Annotated in this window: 16 protein-coding genes; 4 read left to right on the top strand and 12 right to left on the bottom strand. The window is 67.6% G+C overall.

Annotation, left to right across the window (positions count from 1 at the left end; all coding sequences use genetic code 11):
- Positions 1–29: 29 nt before the first annotated feature.
- The 9 genes from ACZ5BT_RS05165 to ACZ5BT_RS05125 all read right to left on the bottom strand — a co-directional run bounded on the left by ACZ5BT_RS05165 (position 30) and on the right by ACZ5BT_RS05125 (position 7,775).
- Complete coding sequence (locus ACZ5BT_RS05165; RefSeq protein ID WP_464885545.1) at positions 30–593, bottom strand: septum site-determining protein MinC; 564 nt, start codon at positions 591–593, stop codon at positions 30–32.
- Positions 541–2,328 carry a penicillin-binding transpeptidase domain-containing protein gene (locus ACZ5BT_RS05160; protein WP_464885544.1) on the bottom strand — a complete coding sequence of 596 codons (1,788 nt, stop codon included), beginning with the start codon at positions 2,326–2,328 and terminating at the stop codon, positions 541–543. The genes ACZ5BT_RS05165 and ACZ5BT_RS05160 overlap by 53 nt, the downstream gene beginning before the upstream one ends.
- The gene (gene mreD, locus ACZ5BT_RS05155; protein WP_464885543.1) at positions 2,318–2,800 is read right to left on the bottom strand and encodes a rod shape-determining protein MreD; all 483 of its coding nucleotides are present in this window, start codon (positions 2,798–2,800) and stop codon (positions 2,318–2,320) included. Before mreD ends, ACZ5BT_RS05160 begins: the two co-directional genes overlap by 11 nt.
- The gene (mreC, locus tag ACZ5BT_RS05150; RefSeq protein ID WP_464885542.1) at positions 2,800–3,576 is read right to left on the bottom strand and encodes a rod shape-determining protein MreC; all 777 of its coding nucleotides are present in this window, start codon (positions 3,574–3,576) and stop codon (positions 2,800–2,802) included. The genes mreD and mreC overlap by 1 nt, the downstream gene beginning before the upstream one ends.
- Before the next feature lie 2 nt (positions 3,577–3,578).
- On the bottom strand, positions 3,579–4,178 hold the full coding sequence (locus ACZ5BT_RS05145; RefSeq protein WP_464885541.1) for a Maf family protein: 600 nt from the start codon (positions 4,176–4,178) through the stop codon (positions 3,579–3,581).
- On the bottom strand, positions 4,175–4,825 hold the full coding sequence (deoC, locus tag ACZ5BT_RS05140; protein WP_464885540.1) for a deoxyribose-phosphate aldolase: 651 nt from the start codon (positions 4,823–4,825) through the stop codon (positions 4,175–4,177). The genes ACZ5BT_RS05145 and deoC overlap by 4 nt, the downstream gene beginning before the upstream one ends.
- 4 nt (positions 4,826–4,829) lie before the next feature.
- The gene (gene mgsA / locus ACZ5BT_RS05135; RefSeq protein ID WP_464885539.1) at positions 4,830–5,228 is read right to left on the bottom strand and encodes a methylglyoxal synthase; all 399 of its coding nucleotides are present in this window, start codon (positions 5,226–5,228) and stop codon (positions 4,830–4,832) included.
- 36 nt (positions 5,229–5,264) lie between these two features.
- Positions 5,265–7,343, bottom strand: coding sequence for a heavy metal translocating P-type ATPase (locus ACZ5BT_RS05130; RefSeq protein WP_464885538.1), 2,079 nt, complete (start codon positions 7,341–7,343; stop codon positions 5,265–5,267).
- A gap of 81 nt (positions 7,344–7,424) precedes the next feature.
- Entirely contained in the window at positions 7,425–7,775 is a 351-nt protein-coding gene (locus ACZ5BT_RS05125) for an ArsR/SmtB family transcription factor (protein ID WP_464885537.1), read from the bottom strand.
- Positions 7,776–7,810: 35 nt separating this feature from the next.
- On the opposite strand from ACZ5BT_RS05125, the gene ACZ5BT_RS05120 reads away from it, so the two are divergent.
- Genes ACZ5BT_RS05120 through ACZ5BT_RS05110 form a run of 3 tightly spaced genes read left to right on the top strand, consistent with a single transcriptional unit; the run spans position 7,811 to position 10,664 of the window.
- A complete protein-coding gene (locus ACZ5BT_RS05120; protein ID WP_464885536.1) occupies positions 7,811–8,572 on the top strand; it encodes a M23 family metallopeptidase in 762 nt (253 codons plus the stop codon).
- Between the two features lie 30 nt (positions 8,573–8,602).
- The gene (locus ACZ5BT_RS05115) at positions 8,603–9,712 is read left to right on the top strand and encodes an AI-2E family transporter (protein WP_464885535.1); all 1,110 of its coding nucleotides are present in this window, start codon (positions 8,603–8,605) and stop codon (positions 9,710–9,712) included.
- Positions 9,713–9,740: 28 nt separating this feature from the next.
- Complete coding sequence (locus ACZ5BT_RS05110) at positions 9,741–10,664, top strand: DsbA family protein (protein ID WP_464885534.1); 924 nt, start codon at positions 9,741–9,743, stop codon at positions 10,662–10,664.
- A 59-nt stretch (positions 10,665–10,723) separates the two neighbouring features.
- On the opposite strand, the gene ACZ5BT_RS05105 is transcribed toward ACZ5BT_RS05110, so the two are convergent.
- From ACZ5BT_RS05105 to ACZ5BT_RS05095, 3 genes are read right to left on the bottom strand one after another with little or no spacing between them, the layout of a single operon-like run.
- A complete protein-coding gene (locus ACZ5BT_RS05105) occupies positions 10,724–12,118 on the bottom strand; it encodes an aldehyde dehydrogenase family protein (protein ID WP_464885533.1) in 1,395 nt (464 codons plus the stop codon).
- Positions 12,119–12,128: 10 nt separating this feature from the next.
- The gene (locus tag ACZ5BT_RS05100; RefSeq protein ID WP_464885532.1) at positions 12,129–12,911 is read right to left on the bottom strand and encodes a glucose 1-dehydrogenase; all 783 of its coding nucleotides are present in this window, start codon (positions 12,909–12,911) and stop codon (positions 12,129–12,131) included.
- A 44-nt stretch (positions 12,912–12,955) separates the two neighbouring features.
- On the bottom strand, positions 12,956–14,338 hold the full coding sequence (locus tag ACZ5BT_RS05095; protein ID WP_464885531.1) for a glutamine synthetase family protein: 1,383 nt from the start codon (positions 14,336–14,338) through the stop codon (positions 12,956–12,958).
- A gap of 71 nt (positions 14,339–14,409) precedes the next feature.
- Here ACZ5BT_RS05095 and ACZ5BT_RS05090 point away from each other — a divergent pair, with 71 nt between their 5' ends.
- Complete coding sequence (locus tag ACZ5BT_RS05090; RefSeq protein WP_464885530.1) at positions 14,410–15,459, top strand: glycoside hydrolase family 130 protein; 1,050 nt, start codon at positions 14,410–14,412, stop codon at positions 15,457–15,459.
- Positions 15,460–15,482: the final 23 nt, after the last annotated feature.

Below are 15,482 nucleotides of genomic sequence, written 5' to 3'. Positions count from 1 at the left end.
TTTGAAAGCCCACCTCTTTTTCTTTGGGATCAGCGCGATTTTTTGGGAAAACCGCCGGGCTTCCAGGGCTCGATGACGATCCGGCCATCCCGAATCAGGGCGCGTTCGGGGCCGCCGCCGCCGAAGCCCTCTTCCGGCGCCCGGGCGACGAGATCGGCGATGCGGAGTTGCTTGGCCTCGAGGGCCAGCGCCCAGACCATGGCCTCGGTGTTGCCGCCGGCCCCAGCGTGGGCCAGCCCCCGGAGCTTGCCGACCACGATGACGTCGCCGCCGGCGATGACCTCGGCCCCCGGGTTGACGTCGCCGAGGACCACCAGCGTCCCCGTGACCTCCACCCGTCGTCCGGCGCGGAGCGTCTGAACGACCACCTCGGTGGTCGGCACCCAGCGCTCGCCGCGCGGGGGGCGGAAGCTGACCGGTCGGGGGGAGGCGGCCTGGATGAGGGCGGCCACGGTGTCGCCCGACACCCGGCCGTTGATCTCAATCTCGATCGGTAGTTCGGGAAGGGCGTTGAAGGTTTCGGCGACCTCTTCCCGGGTTTCATCGCCGTCCAGCCGAACGGCCAGACCTTTGGGTGTCGCTCGAACGCGCATCGGCCTCCGTTATACCACCCACACCCCAGTAGGCGGCCATGATCTTCTTGACCACCGGCAGGGCCACCCGGCTGCCCTCGCCGCCGTTTTCGATAAAGGCGACCACCACCAAAGGCTCGTAGCGGGGATCTTCGGGGTAGGGCCCAAACCCCACGTACCAGGCGTGCTCATAGCCGGCCCGCTTGCCCGGGGTTTCCGCGGTCCCCGTTTTGCCCGCGGTGGGCACGGGGAAGTCCTTCAGGCGAAAGGATGCCGTTCCCTCGGTGACGGTTTCCCGGAGGCCCTGGCGAATCAGGCGCCAAAAGTCCCCGGGGATCGGTGTGGCCGGTTGGTCCCGTCCCTCCACCAGGTGCAGGCGCGGGAGCTTCCCGGTCATGATCGCGGCGTAGGCCCGCGCCATCTGGACCGGGCTTACGAGCAGCGGCCCCTGGCCGATGGCGACGGAGAGGGTCTCGCCCGGATACCAGGGTTCGCCGTAGGTCTTTTGTTTCCATTCCCGGGTGGGCACGAGCCCGGTCCGTTCGCTGAGTTCGAGCCCGGTGGGTTGACCGAGGCCGAGCCGCTCTGCCCGCGCCGCGATGGCGTCCAGGGCTTTGAGGGGGCCGGCCTCGATCACCGCCTGGTAGAACCAGGTGTTGCACGAATAGGCGAGGGCTTTGTCCACCGTCATGGGGCCCATGTCGCGCGACGACCAGTTGCGGCGAATCTGGCCGCCAAAAACGATGGAGGGAAGGCAGCGGTAAACGGTGTCGGGGCGGACCAGACCCGACTCCAAAAGAGCGCTCGCGGTCACCGATTTAAAGGTGGAACCGGGAGGGTAGGTCTGGACCGCGCGGTCGAGGAGTGGCTTTTCAGGGTTTTGGATCAGGCTACGGATGACGTCGCTGGGGACCGGCAGGCGGACGAAGACGTTGGGGTCATAATCCGGGGCGCTGGCCATAGCCAGCACCTCGCCGTTTTCGGGGTTGATGGCGATGACCGCTCCCCGGACCGTGGTTTCGGGTGGCAGCCCCAGCTTTTCCCGGCCGGCGTTGAGGTCGCGGAGGGCGCTTTGCAGCGCCCGTTCGGCCACGCGTTGCAAGCGGAGATCGATGGTGAGCGTGATGTCCTGGCCCGGCGCGGGGGCCTTGAGGATAATCTCCCGGAGGGTGGCGCCGCGGGCGTCCCTTTCCACCAGCTTGGCCCCGCGTTTGCCCCGCAGCAACGGCTCGAGGGCGGCCTCGAGGCCCGCCCGCCCCACCAGGTCGCCGACTTCGTAGCCGCGCTTGAGGTCGGAGGGCCCCGCCTCCTGGACATACCCCAGCACCGGTCCCGAGATGGGGTTTGGGTATTCGCGTTCGACCCGGGCCCGGAGTTCGAGATTGGCCTGGCCGGCGGTGAGCTCGGCCAGCGTGGGCACGAGTTTGGAGGGGATGTTGGCGGCCACCACCACCGGTTTGCCCTTGACTTCGGGGAAGCCCGCCAGACCGAGGAGGTCCTGGATGCGCCCGGCGAACTGAACCGGGCCGCCGCTGTAGACCAGGTCGTAGGCGACCCGGTTGGTGGCGATCAGCACCCCGTTCCGGTCGTAGATGCGGCCCCGGGGCGCGGGGATGGACTCGGTCTTGAGGTAGTTGCCCCGGCTCTGGGTGACGTAGCGCTGGTAGTCGAGGACCTGCAGCTGCAAAAGCCTGAGGGTGAAGATGGCGAAGGCGAGGTAGACGAGGGCCAGGAGGGTCTTGAGCCTACCCGGCATGATCCTCCCCGGGCAAGAAGCGATCGGCAAAGGCCAGGTACAGCGGCGCCAGGGCCAGGGTGAGCACCGCCTCGCTCAAAAACACGCCGCTGAAGTTTAAGGGCCCGACCAGGAAGAGCCCGAGCCAGTACACCACCAGGAGGTGGCCGGCCCACTTGGCCAGGTATGCGCCCACCACCACCGCGCCCCGGCCGAGCCACTCGTCCCAGTGCAGCATCGAGGCGAGTACCAGCTGGGCGTAGGCGGCGAAGGTGAGCCCCACGGCGTGGAGGCCGAGGTACCCGGCCGAGGTGAGGTCGGAAAAAAGCCCGATGAAAAAGGCCAGCACCAGGCTCCAGGCCGGGGCGAGCCGGGGCACAGCGGCGGCGACGAAGAGGAACCAAAGATCCGGCGGCGCCCAGGATTCGGGCAGCAAGCCGGCGAGGATCGAGGCCAACAGCGCGGTCAGGATAAAGAGCAGCCCCCAGCGCATCAAAGCCTCCTCAGGACGATGACCTCTTCGAGCATTGAAAAACGAACCACCGGCCGGGCCTCAACGTCGTAGGTCAGCGCCCCGGGTCCCGGGGGAATTACCCGGGTGACCCGGGCCACCGGAATGCCTTCGGGGAAGAGGCCGCCGATGGCGCCGGTGATCAGGAGGTCGCCGGGCTTGACCTCGACCTCGGCGGGGAAACGGACCCGGAGCGAGGCCGGGGGGCGTCCCCGGGCGATCCCCCGGCCGGGGCCGTCGGCGGGGCGCACGCCGATGGCGGACTCGGGGTCGACCACCGTCCGCACCACCGCGCGTTTGGGGGTGGTTTCGATGATCACGCCCACCAGGCCACCGGGGCTGGTCACCGGCATGCCCACCCGCAGCCCGTCGGCCTCGCCGAGGCCCAGGGTGAGCCTACGGAAGAGCCCCGAGGGATCTTCGGCGATGATGGGCGCGATGGCCACCACCCCCGGGGCCTGGGACTCGCGGACTTTGAGGGTCCGCCTGAGACGCTGGTTTTCCAGCGAGAGGCGCAGGTTTTCCTGCTTGAGCTCGGCCACTTGCCGTTCGAGGGCCAGCGCCTCTTGCCGCCAGCGGCGCCGGTCGGCGAGTGCGTAGGCGGCGGCTTTGAGGTTTTTCCCGATACGGTCACCGACGTAAAAGAGCGGGGCGCTGCGGGCGCTGAGCTCGGCGGCCACGGTGGGGGCGGTGCGCGCGGTGAGCACCGCCAGCACCATGCCCAGGAGGGTGAGCCCCAGCCACACCGCCCGAACCATGTTTAGCGCCTCCCGTCCTCAGGAGACCGGGGCGGGGCCATAACGGGAAACCCCGCCTGCAGCAGCAGGCGCCACACCCCGGCCACGGGGAGTCCGACCACGGCGTAGAAGTCGCCGTGAACCGCCTCGACCAGCACCATGCCCCGCGCCTGGATGCCGTAGCCTCCGGCCTTGTCGAGACCCTCGCCGCTCGCCACGTACCAGTCGATCTCGGCGTCGCTCAGCGCCCGGAAGGTGACCGAGGGCGTGGCTAGGTGGCGGTGGACCCCTCCGTCGGGGTCGATCAGCACCGCCGCGGTGTAGACGGTGTGGGTGTTCCCGGAAAGGGCGCGGAGGAAGTCGCGGTTTTCCTCGGCGCTTTTGGGCTTGCCCAGGATGGCGTTTCCGAGGACCACCACCGTGTCCGCCCCCAGGACGTAGTCGCCGGCCCGCCAGGCCGATCGGGCCTTGGCCTCGGCGAGCTCGAGCACCAGGGTTTTTGGCGATCCGCTCGGCGCAGGCTCTTCAAAGTCGGGTTCGACGGTTTCAAAGGGGATCCCCAGGCGGGCCAGGAGCTCGCGCCGCCGTGGACTTTTTGAGGCCAGGAGAAGCTTTGGTTTCATCCCTCGGTGACCAGCTTGACGCCGGAAGACGTGCCGATGCGGTCGGCGCCTGCTTCGATCATGCGCCAGGCGTCTTCCCGGGTGCGGATCCCACCCGAGGCCTTGACCTTGGCCCTTCCCCCGGCGACCGCCTTGAGCAGGTGGACGTCCTCGAGGCTGGCTCCTCGAGGACCGAATCCGGTCGAGGTCTTCAAGAAGTCGGCTCCGGCTGCGATCGCGGTTTCGGCGGCCTTTTTGATCTCGGCCTCGTCGAGGAACCCGGTCTCCAAAATCACCTTGAGCACGGTGCCGGGAACGGCGTTGCGCACCGCCTGGATGTCGGTCAAAACGGTTTCCCAGTCGCCGGCCTTGGCCGGTCCCAGGGCCATGACCATATCGATTTCGTCGGCACCCTGGGCCACCGCCAGCGCGGCTTCGGCAGCCTTGATCTCCGGGGCGCTGGCGCCGAGGGGGAACCCCACCACCGCCGCCAGGCGCAGGGGCGCCTCGCCGATCGCCCGCTTGGCTAGGGGGACCTGGGCCGGGTTGACGCACACGGCGTAGAAGTGGTGCTCGAGGGCCTCATTCACCAGGCGCTCGATGTCTTCCCGGGTGGCAGTGGGTTTGAGGAGGGTGTGGTCGATGTAGCCTGCCAGTTCGTAGTCCATGGGACTACTTTACTTCGCCCCCCACGGCAGGTGCGCCCTCGGCCAGCCAGGCCACGATGGCCTCGGCGGCGGCAAGGTTGGTCGCGAGCGGGACCTCGTGGACGTCGCAGATCCGCATCAGGGCCGAGACGTCGGGTTCGTGAGGCTGGGCGGTGAGGGGATCCCGGAGGAAGATGACCGCGAGCACCCGATCCTCGGCGATCCGGGCGCCGATCTGCTGGTCGCCGCCCAGGGGGCCGGAGAGCAGGGTCTCGACCCGAAGACCTGCTTTTTCGCGCAAAAGCTTCCCGGTGTGGCCGGTGGCGATCAGGGGGTAGCGGGCGAGGAGCGCCTTGTGGTCCTTGGCGAAGGCCACCATGTCGGCCTTCTTCTTGTCGTGGGCGATGAGGGCCAGGGCTTTCATGGCCTCATTGTCGCACCGAAAGCCCCGGCCCTTCGCCTATCGGTGTTTCCAGCCCAAAAGCGTGAGCGCGTTGGCGGTGACCAGCAGCGTGGCCCCGGTGTCGGCGAGGACCGCCATCCAAAGCCCGGTGATCCCGGCGATGGTGGTGATCAGGAAGACGGCCTTGAGCCCCAGGGCGATGACCACGTTGGCGTAGAGGTTCTTCATCGTGGCCCGCGAGAGCTCGAGGAAGTGGGCAAAACGCACCATCTCCCCTTCCACCAGGGCGACGTTCGCGGTCTCGAGCGCCACCTGGGTGCCCTTACCCATGGCCACGCCGAGGTCGGCGGTGGCGAGGGCGGGGGCGTCGTTCACGCCGTCGCCGACCATACCCACCGGACGCTCGGCTTTGTGGTTGAGAAAGTCCAGTTTTTCCGCTGGAGACAGCTCGGCCCGGTAGGGGAGGCCGAGGGCGTCGGCGACCCGTCGAACCGCGGCCTGGTTGTCGCCGGAGAGGATGATGGGAGAAATCCCCAGGCGCCGGATGCGCTCGATCGCGACGGCGGCATCTTCCCGGAGCGCGTCCTCGAAGTAGAGCCAGGCAGCGATCTCGCCGTCGATCTTGACCACCGCGGTCGAGTAGCCCTGGCGCTTGGGCTGAAGGCCTGCGGCCTTGGGACTGCCCACCCAGACGTGGTGTTCCCCAACCTGGCCCTCGAGGTAAGCGCCCGGGACGGCGTTGGTCTCCGCGGCCTCCGGCACGCTGAGCCCCAGTTCCTCGACGCGCTGCAACACGGCGTCGGCCAGGGGGTGGGCGCTGTGGCGTTCCAGTGCCGCCACCAGCGGCAGGATCTCGGCTTCGGAGCGGCCCTCAACCCGGACCAGCCGGGGCTTGCCCTCGGTCAGGGTGCCGGTTTTGTCGAAGGCCAGGGTGCGGAGGCGGCTTGCGGTCTCGATGGCTGCCCCCTCTTTCACCAGCACCCCCATCTTTCCGGCCCGGGCGATGCCGGAGGCGATCGCCGCCGGGGCGGAGAGGACCAGCGCGCAGGGGCAGCCGATGAGCAACAGGGCGAGGCCTTTGTAGATCCACGGCAGGAGGGGGGCGCCGGCGACGAGCGGCGGGCCGAAGGCGACGATCGCCGCCACCGCCACCACGCCCGGGGTGTAGTAGCGGGCAAAGCGGTCGATGGCGCGTACCGTCGGGCTCTTGCTGGCGCTGGCTTCCTCGACCAGCTTGGAGATCCGGGCCACCGCGCTCTCAGAAGCGGGGGCGGTGACCCGGACCGTGACCTGGCCCTCGACGAGGACGGTGCCGGCGAAGACCGGGTCGCCCGGGGCCTTGGCCAGCGGGTCGGACTCGCCGGTGAGCATGGCCTCATCCACCGCGCCCCGCCCCTCGATCACCTCACCGTCGAGGGGAATCCGCTCTCCGGCGGGAATCTGCACCAGGTCGCCGGGGGCGACGGCGTCGACCGGCACCACCTCAACCGCGCCGTCACGGAGCCTGCGGGCGGTGGGGGGCACGAGGTCGGCCAGGGCCTTGAGCGCGCGCCGGGAGCGGCGGGCGCTTTCGCCCTCGAGGACCTCGCCCAGCAAAAAGAGGACCACCACCACCATTGCCTCGGCCTCGGCGCCGATGAAGATCGCGCCGACGGTGGCGATGGTCACCAGAGCGTTGATGTCGAGAAAACCGCCGCTTCTGGCCACGGCGAAGGCTTTCCGGGCGAGCGGCCAGACGGCGATCAGCGACCCGACGCGATAGAGCCAGGTCGCGGCGGAAACGCCCAGGAGATCCATGCCCCCGGCCACCGCCAGGAAGGCGAGCCCGAGGATGAAGTTCTTTCCCTTTTGGCTTTGGTACCAGGCGCCTTCGCTCTCGGCGCCGTGATCGTGGTGATGGTGGTGGTCGTGGTCGCGTTTTTCCCGGAGCTTATAGCCGAGCGGTTCGACCGCCCGGTGGAGGGCCTCGGGCGGGGTCTCGGCCGAAAGCCGGACCGAGAGCGTGCCGCTGGTGAAGGAGACCTTGACATCGAGGGCGCCGGGGAGCCGCTTCACCGCGTTTTCGACCTTTCTCGCGCAGTCGGCGCAGTCGAGTCCTTCGACTTCAAACTCGAGGGTCTGGGAAGGGGTCGCCATCTCGGCTTGATTATATGAACAATTGAGAGGATGTTCAAGTATTGGGCCGGGGTCCCCACGATGGCTGGATCGCCGGCTCGCCTACTCCCGCGCGTGTTCCAGGGCCATGTTGAGGATGGCCTCGACGTGTTCGTCGGCCAGTCGGTAGTAGACCTGGCGGCCTTCGCGCCGCCAGGCGACCAACTTGGCGTTACGCAGCACGCGGAGCTGGTGGCTCACCGCCGACTCGCTCATCTGAAGCAGCGTAGCCAGGTCGCACACGCAGAGCTCCCCGGCGCGCATGGCCAAAAGCAGCCGCATCCGCGTCGGGTCCGCCAGCGCCTTGAGCAGCGTCGACGCGGCCTGGGTTTCGCCGTCGGGCGGGATCTGCGCCTTGGCCTGTTCGATGCGCTCGGGGTGGGTGGCGAAGATGCCGCAAACGGGCTCGCTCATCCCTTCATTCTTACACGGCGTGTCAGAATGAGCCTATGGGGCTGAAACCCGGGTGGTATCTCCTCTTCTTGATCGCCCTTTATGCCCTGGTGGTGACCGTCGCCTGGCAAAGGAGCGAGCGGGCGCTGGCCTCGCGTTCCGTTGGGCAGGCGGTGGTCTCGACCGCGCCGGAGCCGCCGTCACAGCCCGCCAGGGCTGAGGAAACGCTCCGCTACCAGCTCCCCCTGCCGGGGGCCTGCTTGCCGCAAAACCCGGCCTACCTTCCCGGCGCGCCACGACCCTACCGCAGCGGCGTGTCCTACGGCTTTGTCTTCACCGATGAGGACCCGTGCCTGCCCGTGGTCTACGGGCTTGGGGTCGTGGCCGCGGCCGATGGGGAGGTGATCAAGGCCGACCTCGATTACCGGGATCTGGATGAAGCGGCCTTTTCGGCGCTCATCGACGCGGTGAAAGAGGGGGCGGACGCCGAACAGATGGATCTTTTGCGAGGTCGCGAGGTGTGGATCCGCCACCCCGACGGTCGGGTGTCGGTGTATGCCCACCTCTCGCGCATCGCGCCCCAGATCCGCACGGGGGCGGCGGTCCGCCGGGGCGAGTGGATCGGCAACGTGGGCAACAGCGGCACGAGTTACGCCGCCAGGGGGAGCCGGGCGGCGCCCCGGCTGCTCTTTGAGCTTTGGGAGGGCGAGGTCGGCGAGGGGCACTACTTCGGTCAGGGGATGGATCCCAAGCAGCTCCGCCAGGCGGCGCGGGCGTTTTTCGCCTACCTGGCGCCCGCGCCCCCCAAAACCCCTTGAGCTACGCCCTTCACTTAAGATGCAGCTAAGATGCGAGATGCTTTTATCGCGGTGTGGCGGAACCCTTACGTTCGGGTCGCGACCTTTTTGCTCGGCCTTTACGTCCTGTATGCGTTTTTGATCCGGGCCGGTCAGGTTCTGGTGGTGTTCGCCGCCGCCTATGCGCTCGCCTACCTGGCCAACCCCCTGATCGTCGCCCTCGAGCGGCGGCGGCTTCCTCGAGGCCTTGGCGTCCTCGTGGTCTACATTTTGGGTTTTCTGTTTCTCGGCCTGGCCTCGGTGTTGGTCTACCAGGTCTTCCTCCAGCTCTCGAGCTTCGTCCAGGACATCCCTTCCCTGGCGGAGCGGGTTTTGGGCTGGGCCAAGGGGGCGCCGGGGTGGCTTGAGCGCTGGCTGAAGCCTTATGGCCTCGAGGCCCCCCTGAGCGAGGCGGTGACCAAGGCCTCCCAGGGGCTCGGCGCCCTTTTGCAAAACATCACCGGCACCTTGCTTGGCTGGATCGAGGCCTTGGTCGCGGGGGGCAAGGGCTTGGTCCAGGGCTTGGCGGCGATCGTCGGCGGCATCTTCCAGCTGGTTTTGGTCTTCTTGGTCGCTGCCTACTTGATGCTCGATTTTCCCAAGGTGGGCCGGACGCTGATCGAAGCCTTCCCCAGGCCTTACCAGCCCTTCGTGAAGGACCTGGCGCGGAACGTGGACCGGGCGGTCGGCGGCTTCGTGCGCGGTCAGCTGGTGGTCGCCGCGCTCGTGGGCACGGTGGTCGGCGTGGGCCTTTGGGTTTTGGGGGTTCCCCTGGCCGCCTCGCTCGGTTTCATCGCCGGGGTGTTCAACCTGGTCCCCTACCTGGGGGTGGTGATCTCGATCGTGCCCGCGGTCTTGCTCGCCGCGGCCAAGGGCTGGCCGTTTGTGCTGGGCACGGTGGCGGTGTTCGTTCTCGCCAACCAGCTCGAGGCCCAGGTTTTCTCGCCCCTCATCCTGGGTCGCGCCACCCAGCTTCACCCGGTCACGGTGATCCTTTCCATCCTCACCGGCGGGGTGCTCTTCGGGCTTTGGGGGGCGCTCCTCGCGGTGCCGGCGGTGGCCTTTTTGAAGCTGGTGATGTCGGAGTATTACACCAAGAGCGACTTCTATAACAAGGGGTAGCGGCCCCGAAGGCCCTATAGTGAAAAGCGTGCGAACCATCGTCGTTCTCTTCGCCTTTATGGGCCTGGCCCTGGCTGAGATCGGCAACGGGCCCGGCCCCTTCTTCTCCGCGCTGGGTCTCGCCCCTGCCGCCGAGCCCGTTGCCTTCGCCAAAGGCCGCCTGGAGGTGGAGACCCTCGCGGGGTATCTCTACCGGGTGCGCTACACCGGCCCCCGGGACGATATCGAGGCCCAGGGCAGGGTCATCGCCGCGGCGGTGGGCATCCCGGAAATCGCGGGTGCCTATGCCCAGTGGTTCCAGGCCAACGCCGAGGCCGTCGCCGCCGAGGGTCGCCCGGTGGGGGTGAAGCTCGGCGAAGCCTTCGTGCTGACGCTTGAGGTCCGACAAGATCTGGTCAGGATCGAAGTCGCTCCCCTCGAGGTCCCGGAAAAGGCCTTTGGGACGCCGCGGCACGTTCTGGGTAAGCAGGGTCCCCTCATCCGCGAGTACGCCGATTTCTACTGCCCCTACTGCCAGCGACTGGCGCTCGAGGTGTTGCCGAAGGTCATCCGGCAACTCGTGAATACGGGCCAGGCGCGTTTTGAGTACCGCCACTTTCCCCTGGTCGGAATTCACCCGGACGCGGCTGAAGCCGCCCGCGCCAGCGAGTGCGCCGCCGAGCAGGGAAAGTTCTGGCCCTTCCACGACCGGCTCTTTGCCGATCTGGCCGCCAAAAAGGGCGCCAATTATTTCCGGATCGCCAAAGACCTCGGTCTCGATAGAGGGCGCTTCGCTGACTGTATGGCGTCGGAAAAATACCTCGACGTGGTGACGATGATGCGCACCGAGGCGGAACGGCTCGGCCTCCGGGGCACCCCCACCGTCTTCGTCGGGCCCTTCCAGCTGCCAAACCCCTTTGACGCGAAGGCCTACCCCCGCTGGCTCGCCATGGCCGCCGCCAGGATGCGGTGAGCGCCCTGGGGTCTTCCGCGGGCCCTCCGTGGCTCGCCTCGGGCTTCCGTATGGCCCGATCAGCCCAGCTGGCGGAGGTGGAACGACTTCGGCCGGGTGAGCTGGTGGTAGCCGAGCTCGGAGAGGGTCACGCCCCGGCCGGTGTCCTTGACCCCGGTCCAGGCCAGCCCGGGATCGAGGTAGTCGGCCCGGTTGGCGAACACGGTTCCGGTTTCGACCCTTTCCCCGAGGCGGGCCGCGCGCTCGAGGTCGCGCGTCCAGAGCGAAGCGGTCAGGCCATAGCGGCTGTCGTTCATCAGGCGCAGGGCTTCCTCATCGTTCGCGACCTTCATGATGCCGACCACCGGCCCGAAGCTCTCTTCAACCATCACCCGCATGCCGTGGTCGACGTTCACGAGCACCTGGGGCGCCAGGTAGGGGGTGCCGGGCCGGTCGGCGGGGAAGCGTTTGGGGTCGATCAGGGCTTCGGCGCCCTTGGTGATCGCGTCTTCGATCTGCTCCCGCACCCACTCGGCGGCCCTGGTGCGGACCAGGGGGCCGAGCGTGGTTTCCGGATCGAGGGGGTTCCCCAGCCGGTAGCTTTGGACGACCTCGACGAAGCGGTCCACGAACTCGTCGTAGACCGCCTGGTGGACATAGATGCGTTCGATGGCGGCGCACGACTGGCCGGCGTTGAAAAAGGCGCCGTCGGCCGTTTCCCGGGCCGTGAACTCGAGGTCGGCGTCCTCCATCACGTAGGCGGGGTCCTTGCCCCCGAGCTCAAGGCCCGTGCCCACGAAGCGACTCGATGCGGCCCTGACCACGGCGTGGCCACCGGGGACCGAGCCGGTGAAGGCCACGGAGTCGATCCGCGGGTCCTGGATCATTTTGGCGACCGTCTCGTGGTCGGCATGGAGATACTGGAACACCCCCGGAGGGAGCCCCGCGGCCTGGAAGGCCTCGAGGTAGCGCTCGGCGACCAGCGGGGTTTGCGATGACATCTTGAGGATGACCGCGTTCCCGGCCACCAGCGCCGGCACGACGGTGTTGACCGAGGTGAGCCAGGGGTAGTTCCAGGGGGCGATCACCAGCACCGTGCCCAGGGGCTCCCGCCGTATGTAGCGCACAAAGCCGGCTTTGGGTTTGGGCCTGAGGTCGGCGAGAGCCTGCCCGGCGATCTCGAGCATGTACTCGGCCCGTTCCTTAAAGCTTCGGTTGAGCTCGGCGGGGCTGTGTTGAACCGGCCGGCCCATCTGCCAGCTGAGCTCCTCGCCGAGCTCGTCGGCGCGATCCACGATCCAGGCCACCGCCCGGTCCACGATCGCCACTCGCTCTTCGAGCGGCAGCTGGCGCCAGGCTTTCTGGGCGCTGCGGGCCCGTTCGAGGGCGCGTTCGACGTCCTCGTCTTGGGCGAGCTCGCGCTCGAGGTAGACCGAGCCGTCCACCGGCGAAATCGTCTTTTGCACCTTTTTCATCGCCCACTCCTTACTCGGGCGTGACGTAGGCGGCGGTGATGCCGCCGTCCACCCGGAGCTCGGCGCCGGTCATATAGGAAGACTCGTCCGAGGCCAGAAAGAGCGCCGCCCGAGCCATCTCCCTGGCCTCGCCGAAGCGGCCCATGGGGATATGGACCAGCCGCCTTTGTCGCTTTTCTTCGGTGTCCAGGAACTTCATCAAGAGCTCGGTGCGCAAGGGGCCCGGCGAGAGGGCGTTCACGCGGATGTTCTCGCGGGCGTGGATCACCGCCAGTTCCCGGGTCATGGAGAGCACCGCGCCTTTGCTCGCGGTGTAGGCGATCTGGGGCGTGGCCGCTCCCAGGGTGGCGACGAAGGAAGCGGTGTTGATCACCGACCCGCCGCCGGCACGCCGGAGGGCGGGGATCCCGTACTTGCACCCCAGGAACACGCCGCGGACGTTGATGGCCAGCGTTTTCTCGAAAACGTCCAGTGGCGTTCCCACCGCGTCGCCGTCGCCCGGAAGCATCACCCCGGCGTTGTTGAAGAGCACGTCGAGCTTGCCGAACGCGGCTTCGGTCTCGGCCACCATCCGCTCGGCATCCTCGGGGCTTGCGACGTCGGCCCGTACGAAGATGGCCTCGCCGCCCTGAGCCCGGATGGTCTCGACCACCTCGTGCCCGGCCGCCTCGTTGAGGTCCACCACCGCGACCCGGGCGCCTTCCGACGAAAACAGGAGGGCCGATTCCTTGCCGATGCCACTTGCGGCCCCGGTGATCAGGGCCACCTTGTCCTTGAGCCTTTGACCCGCCATGCCTTAGCCTACTGCGGCGAAGTGCCCCGCCCGTGGCTTTGGACTTAGATCCGTTCGAAGTAGCGCATCCGCTCCCAGTCGGTGACGGCTTCGCGGAAGGCTTCCCACTCGGTCTGGAAGAAGTGGACGTAGTGGGCGTGCACGTCCTCGCCGAGGATTTCCTTTGCCACCTCGCTCTCGGCGAAGATTCGGGTGGCCGCCTCGAGGCTTTGGGGAACGCGGGGGAGCTCGCGGGCGGCGTAGACGTCGCCTTCGAAGATGGGCGGGGGTTCGATTTGTTCCTCCAGGCCCTTAAGGCCGCTCGCCAGCATGGCGGCGTAGGCCAGATAGGGGTTGGTGTCGGCGCCGGGGATGCGGTTTTCGATCCGGAGACTGTTCCCCCGGCCCACCACCCTAAAGCCCGCGGTGCGGTTGTCGTAGCTCCAGGCCAGCCGCGTCGGGGCCCAGGATGCGTCTTCGTAGCGCTTATAGCTGTTGACCGTTGGGGCGTAAAAGACCATGAAGTCGGGGGCGTAGCGAATCAGGCCGCCGAGGAAGTGGCGAAAGATAGGTGAGACCCGCGCCCGGCCCACGGGCTCGTCGCCGACGAAGGCGTTCGTCCCCTCGCGCCACAGGCTCATGTGGATGTGGCAGCTCGACCCCGCCCGCCCGTTCATGAACTTGGCCATGAAGGTCACCGCCAGGTCCTGCTGGTCGGCGATCTCCTTGAGCGCCTCCTTAAAAAGCACGTGCCGGTCGGCCGATTCCAGCGCCTCGGCGTAGCGCAGATTGATCTCGTGCTGGCCCAGGCCCCACTCCCCCTTGGAGTTTTCCACCGGAATCCCCGAGCGCTTGAGGTCGCGCCTGGCGGCGGCGGTGAAGGGCTCGCTGCGGGCCCCCTGGAGGATGTGGTAGTCCTCGAGGTACCAGCCGCTCGGGGCCAGATTCCGGTAACCGCGCTGGGCGGCCTTGGCGTAGGGGGTTTCAAAGAGGTAGTACTCGAGCTCGGAGGCGGCCATCGCCGAAAACCCCTTCGCTTTCGCCGCCGAAAGCTGCGCTTTGAGGATGTTCCGTGGCGCCAGGGCGACGGGCTCGTGGCTTTGGTCCTCGACCACGTCGGCAATGACGATGGCCGAGTTTTCCGCCCAGTGCCAGGCGGCGAGGCGGAGGGTGCTGAGGTCGGGTACCAGGTGCACGTCCCCGTAGCCGCGTTCCCAGTTGGCGAAGGTGTAGCCGGGTACGGGGTTCATCTCCATGTCCACGGTGAAGAGGTAGTCGCAGGCGTGGGTGCCCGCCCGTGCTGCCTCCTCGAGGAAGAACTCGGCGTCGAAGCGCTTTCCCATGAGCCGCCCGTAGAGGTCGGGAAAGGCGACGATGACCGTTTCGATCTCGCCGTCGGCAATCAAGTCGGCGAGGGTCTCCAGGCTCAGCTTGCCTTGTCTTTCCATGATGTTAAGGAGTATATCCCCGGCGCCGCCCGCTTCATCCGCTCCTCATCGCCGGGGGTCCAAAATGGGCCATGGCATCGAGCGGCGGCAGTGAACCCCTGCTGGCCAAGGCCCAGCGTTTTTTGCGCCAGGCAAGAGGCGTGCGACGTCCCCAGACCGACGACATCTTTACTCGTCGGGCCTACCTCGGTCCCGATGAAGTCCGGGTCGAGAATTATCTCCGGCCGCGGCCCATCGCCTTTTTCAACCCGGGCGCCGTGCTAGTGGGCGACGTGGTGCACGTCTTCCCCCGCCTCATCTTCGAGTACTACAGCTACGCCTCGGCCGTGGGCCATTTCGAGATTCCGGTGCAGGCGCTGCTCTCGGGCCGCTTTTCCCGCCCCGTTCCCGTGGATATCGTTCTCTACCCCACCGAGCGCTTCGATGCCGTCCGCGGCTGCGAGGACGCCCGGGCCCACAGGATGGGGGATGGCTATGCCCTCCTTTACACCGCGGTGGGCAAGCTCGGCGAGGCCTGGGAGACGGACAGCAAGGACGTCTTTACCGCCGCCCTGGCGCTGGCGGAGCTCGGGAAAGATTTGCGCCTTCGCCGAAAGGGCTTGATCCGGATCGAGGGGCGGAACGAGGCATCGCACATTCCGGTCAAGAACGCGACCTTCCTGGATGGCGACGCCTTTTTGCTCCGACCGAGCCTGCCCGGAATCCCCGACACCTGCTGGCGGGGGCGGTTCGACCGGGCGACGCTCGAGGCCCGAGATCTGGAGCCGGTGCTCGCCCCCGAGACCTTCGAGTACAAGGTGGGCTGGTCGACGAATGCCGTGGCCCTGGGGGACGGCACCTTCCTCGTGGGGTATCACGGCATTTTTAAGGAGGATCTTTCCTACCGGCACGGGCTGGCCCGGGTTGACGGCCAAGGGGCGTTGCTCGGGGTCTCGGATTACCTGCTCGCGCCCCAGGGACTGAACGAGTGCTACGGTGACCGGCCGCTGACGCTCTATGGCAACGGCCTTTTCATTTACGGTGACGAACTGGTTTGGGTTGGCGGCGTCGCCGATTACGCCATCGGCGTCTTTAGCGCGCCGCTCGAGGCGGTGATGGCGCGGATCCGGCCCCTGGTCTAAGGGCCCCGCCGTGGCTTTTGCCA

This window comes from Vulcanithermus mediatlanticus, from assembly GCF_055385885.1.
The sequence above is the reverse complement of the archived record's forward strand: the minus strand, read 5'-3'. Positions and strand labels throughout refer to the sequence as shown.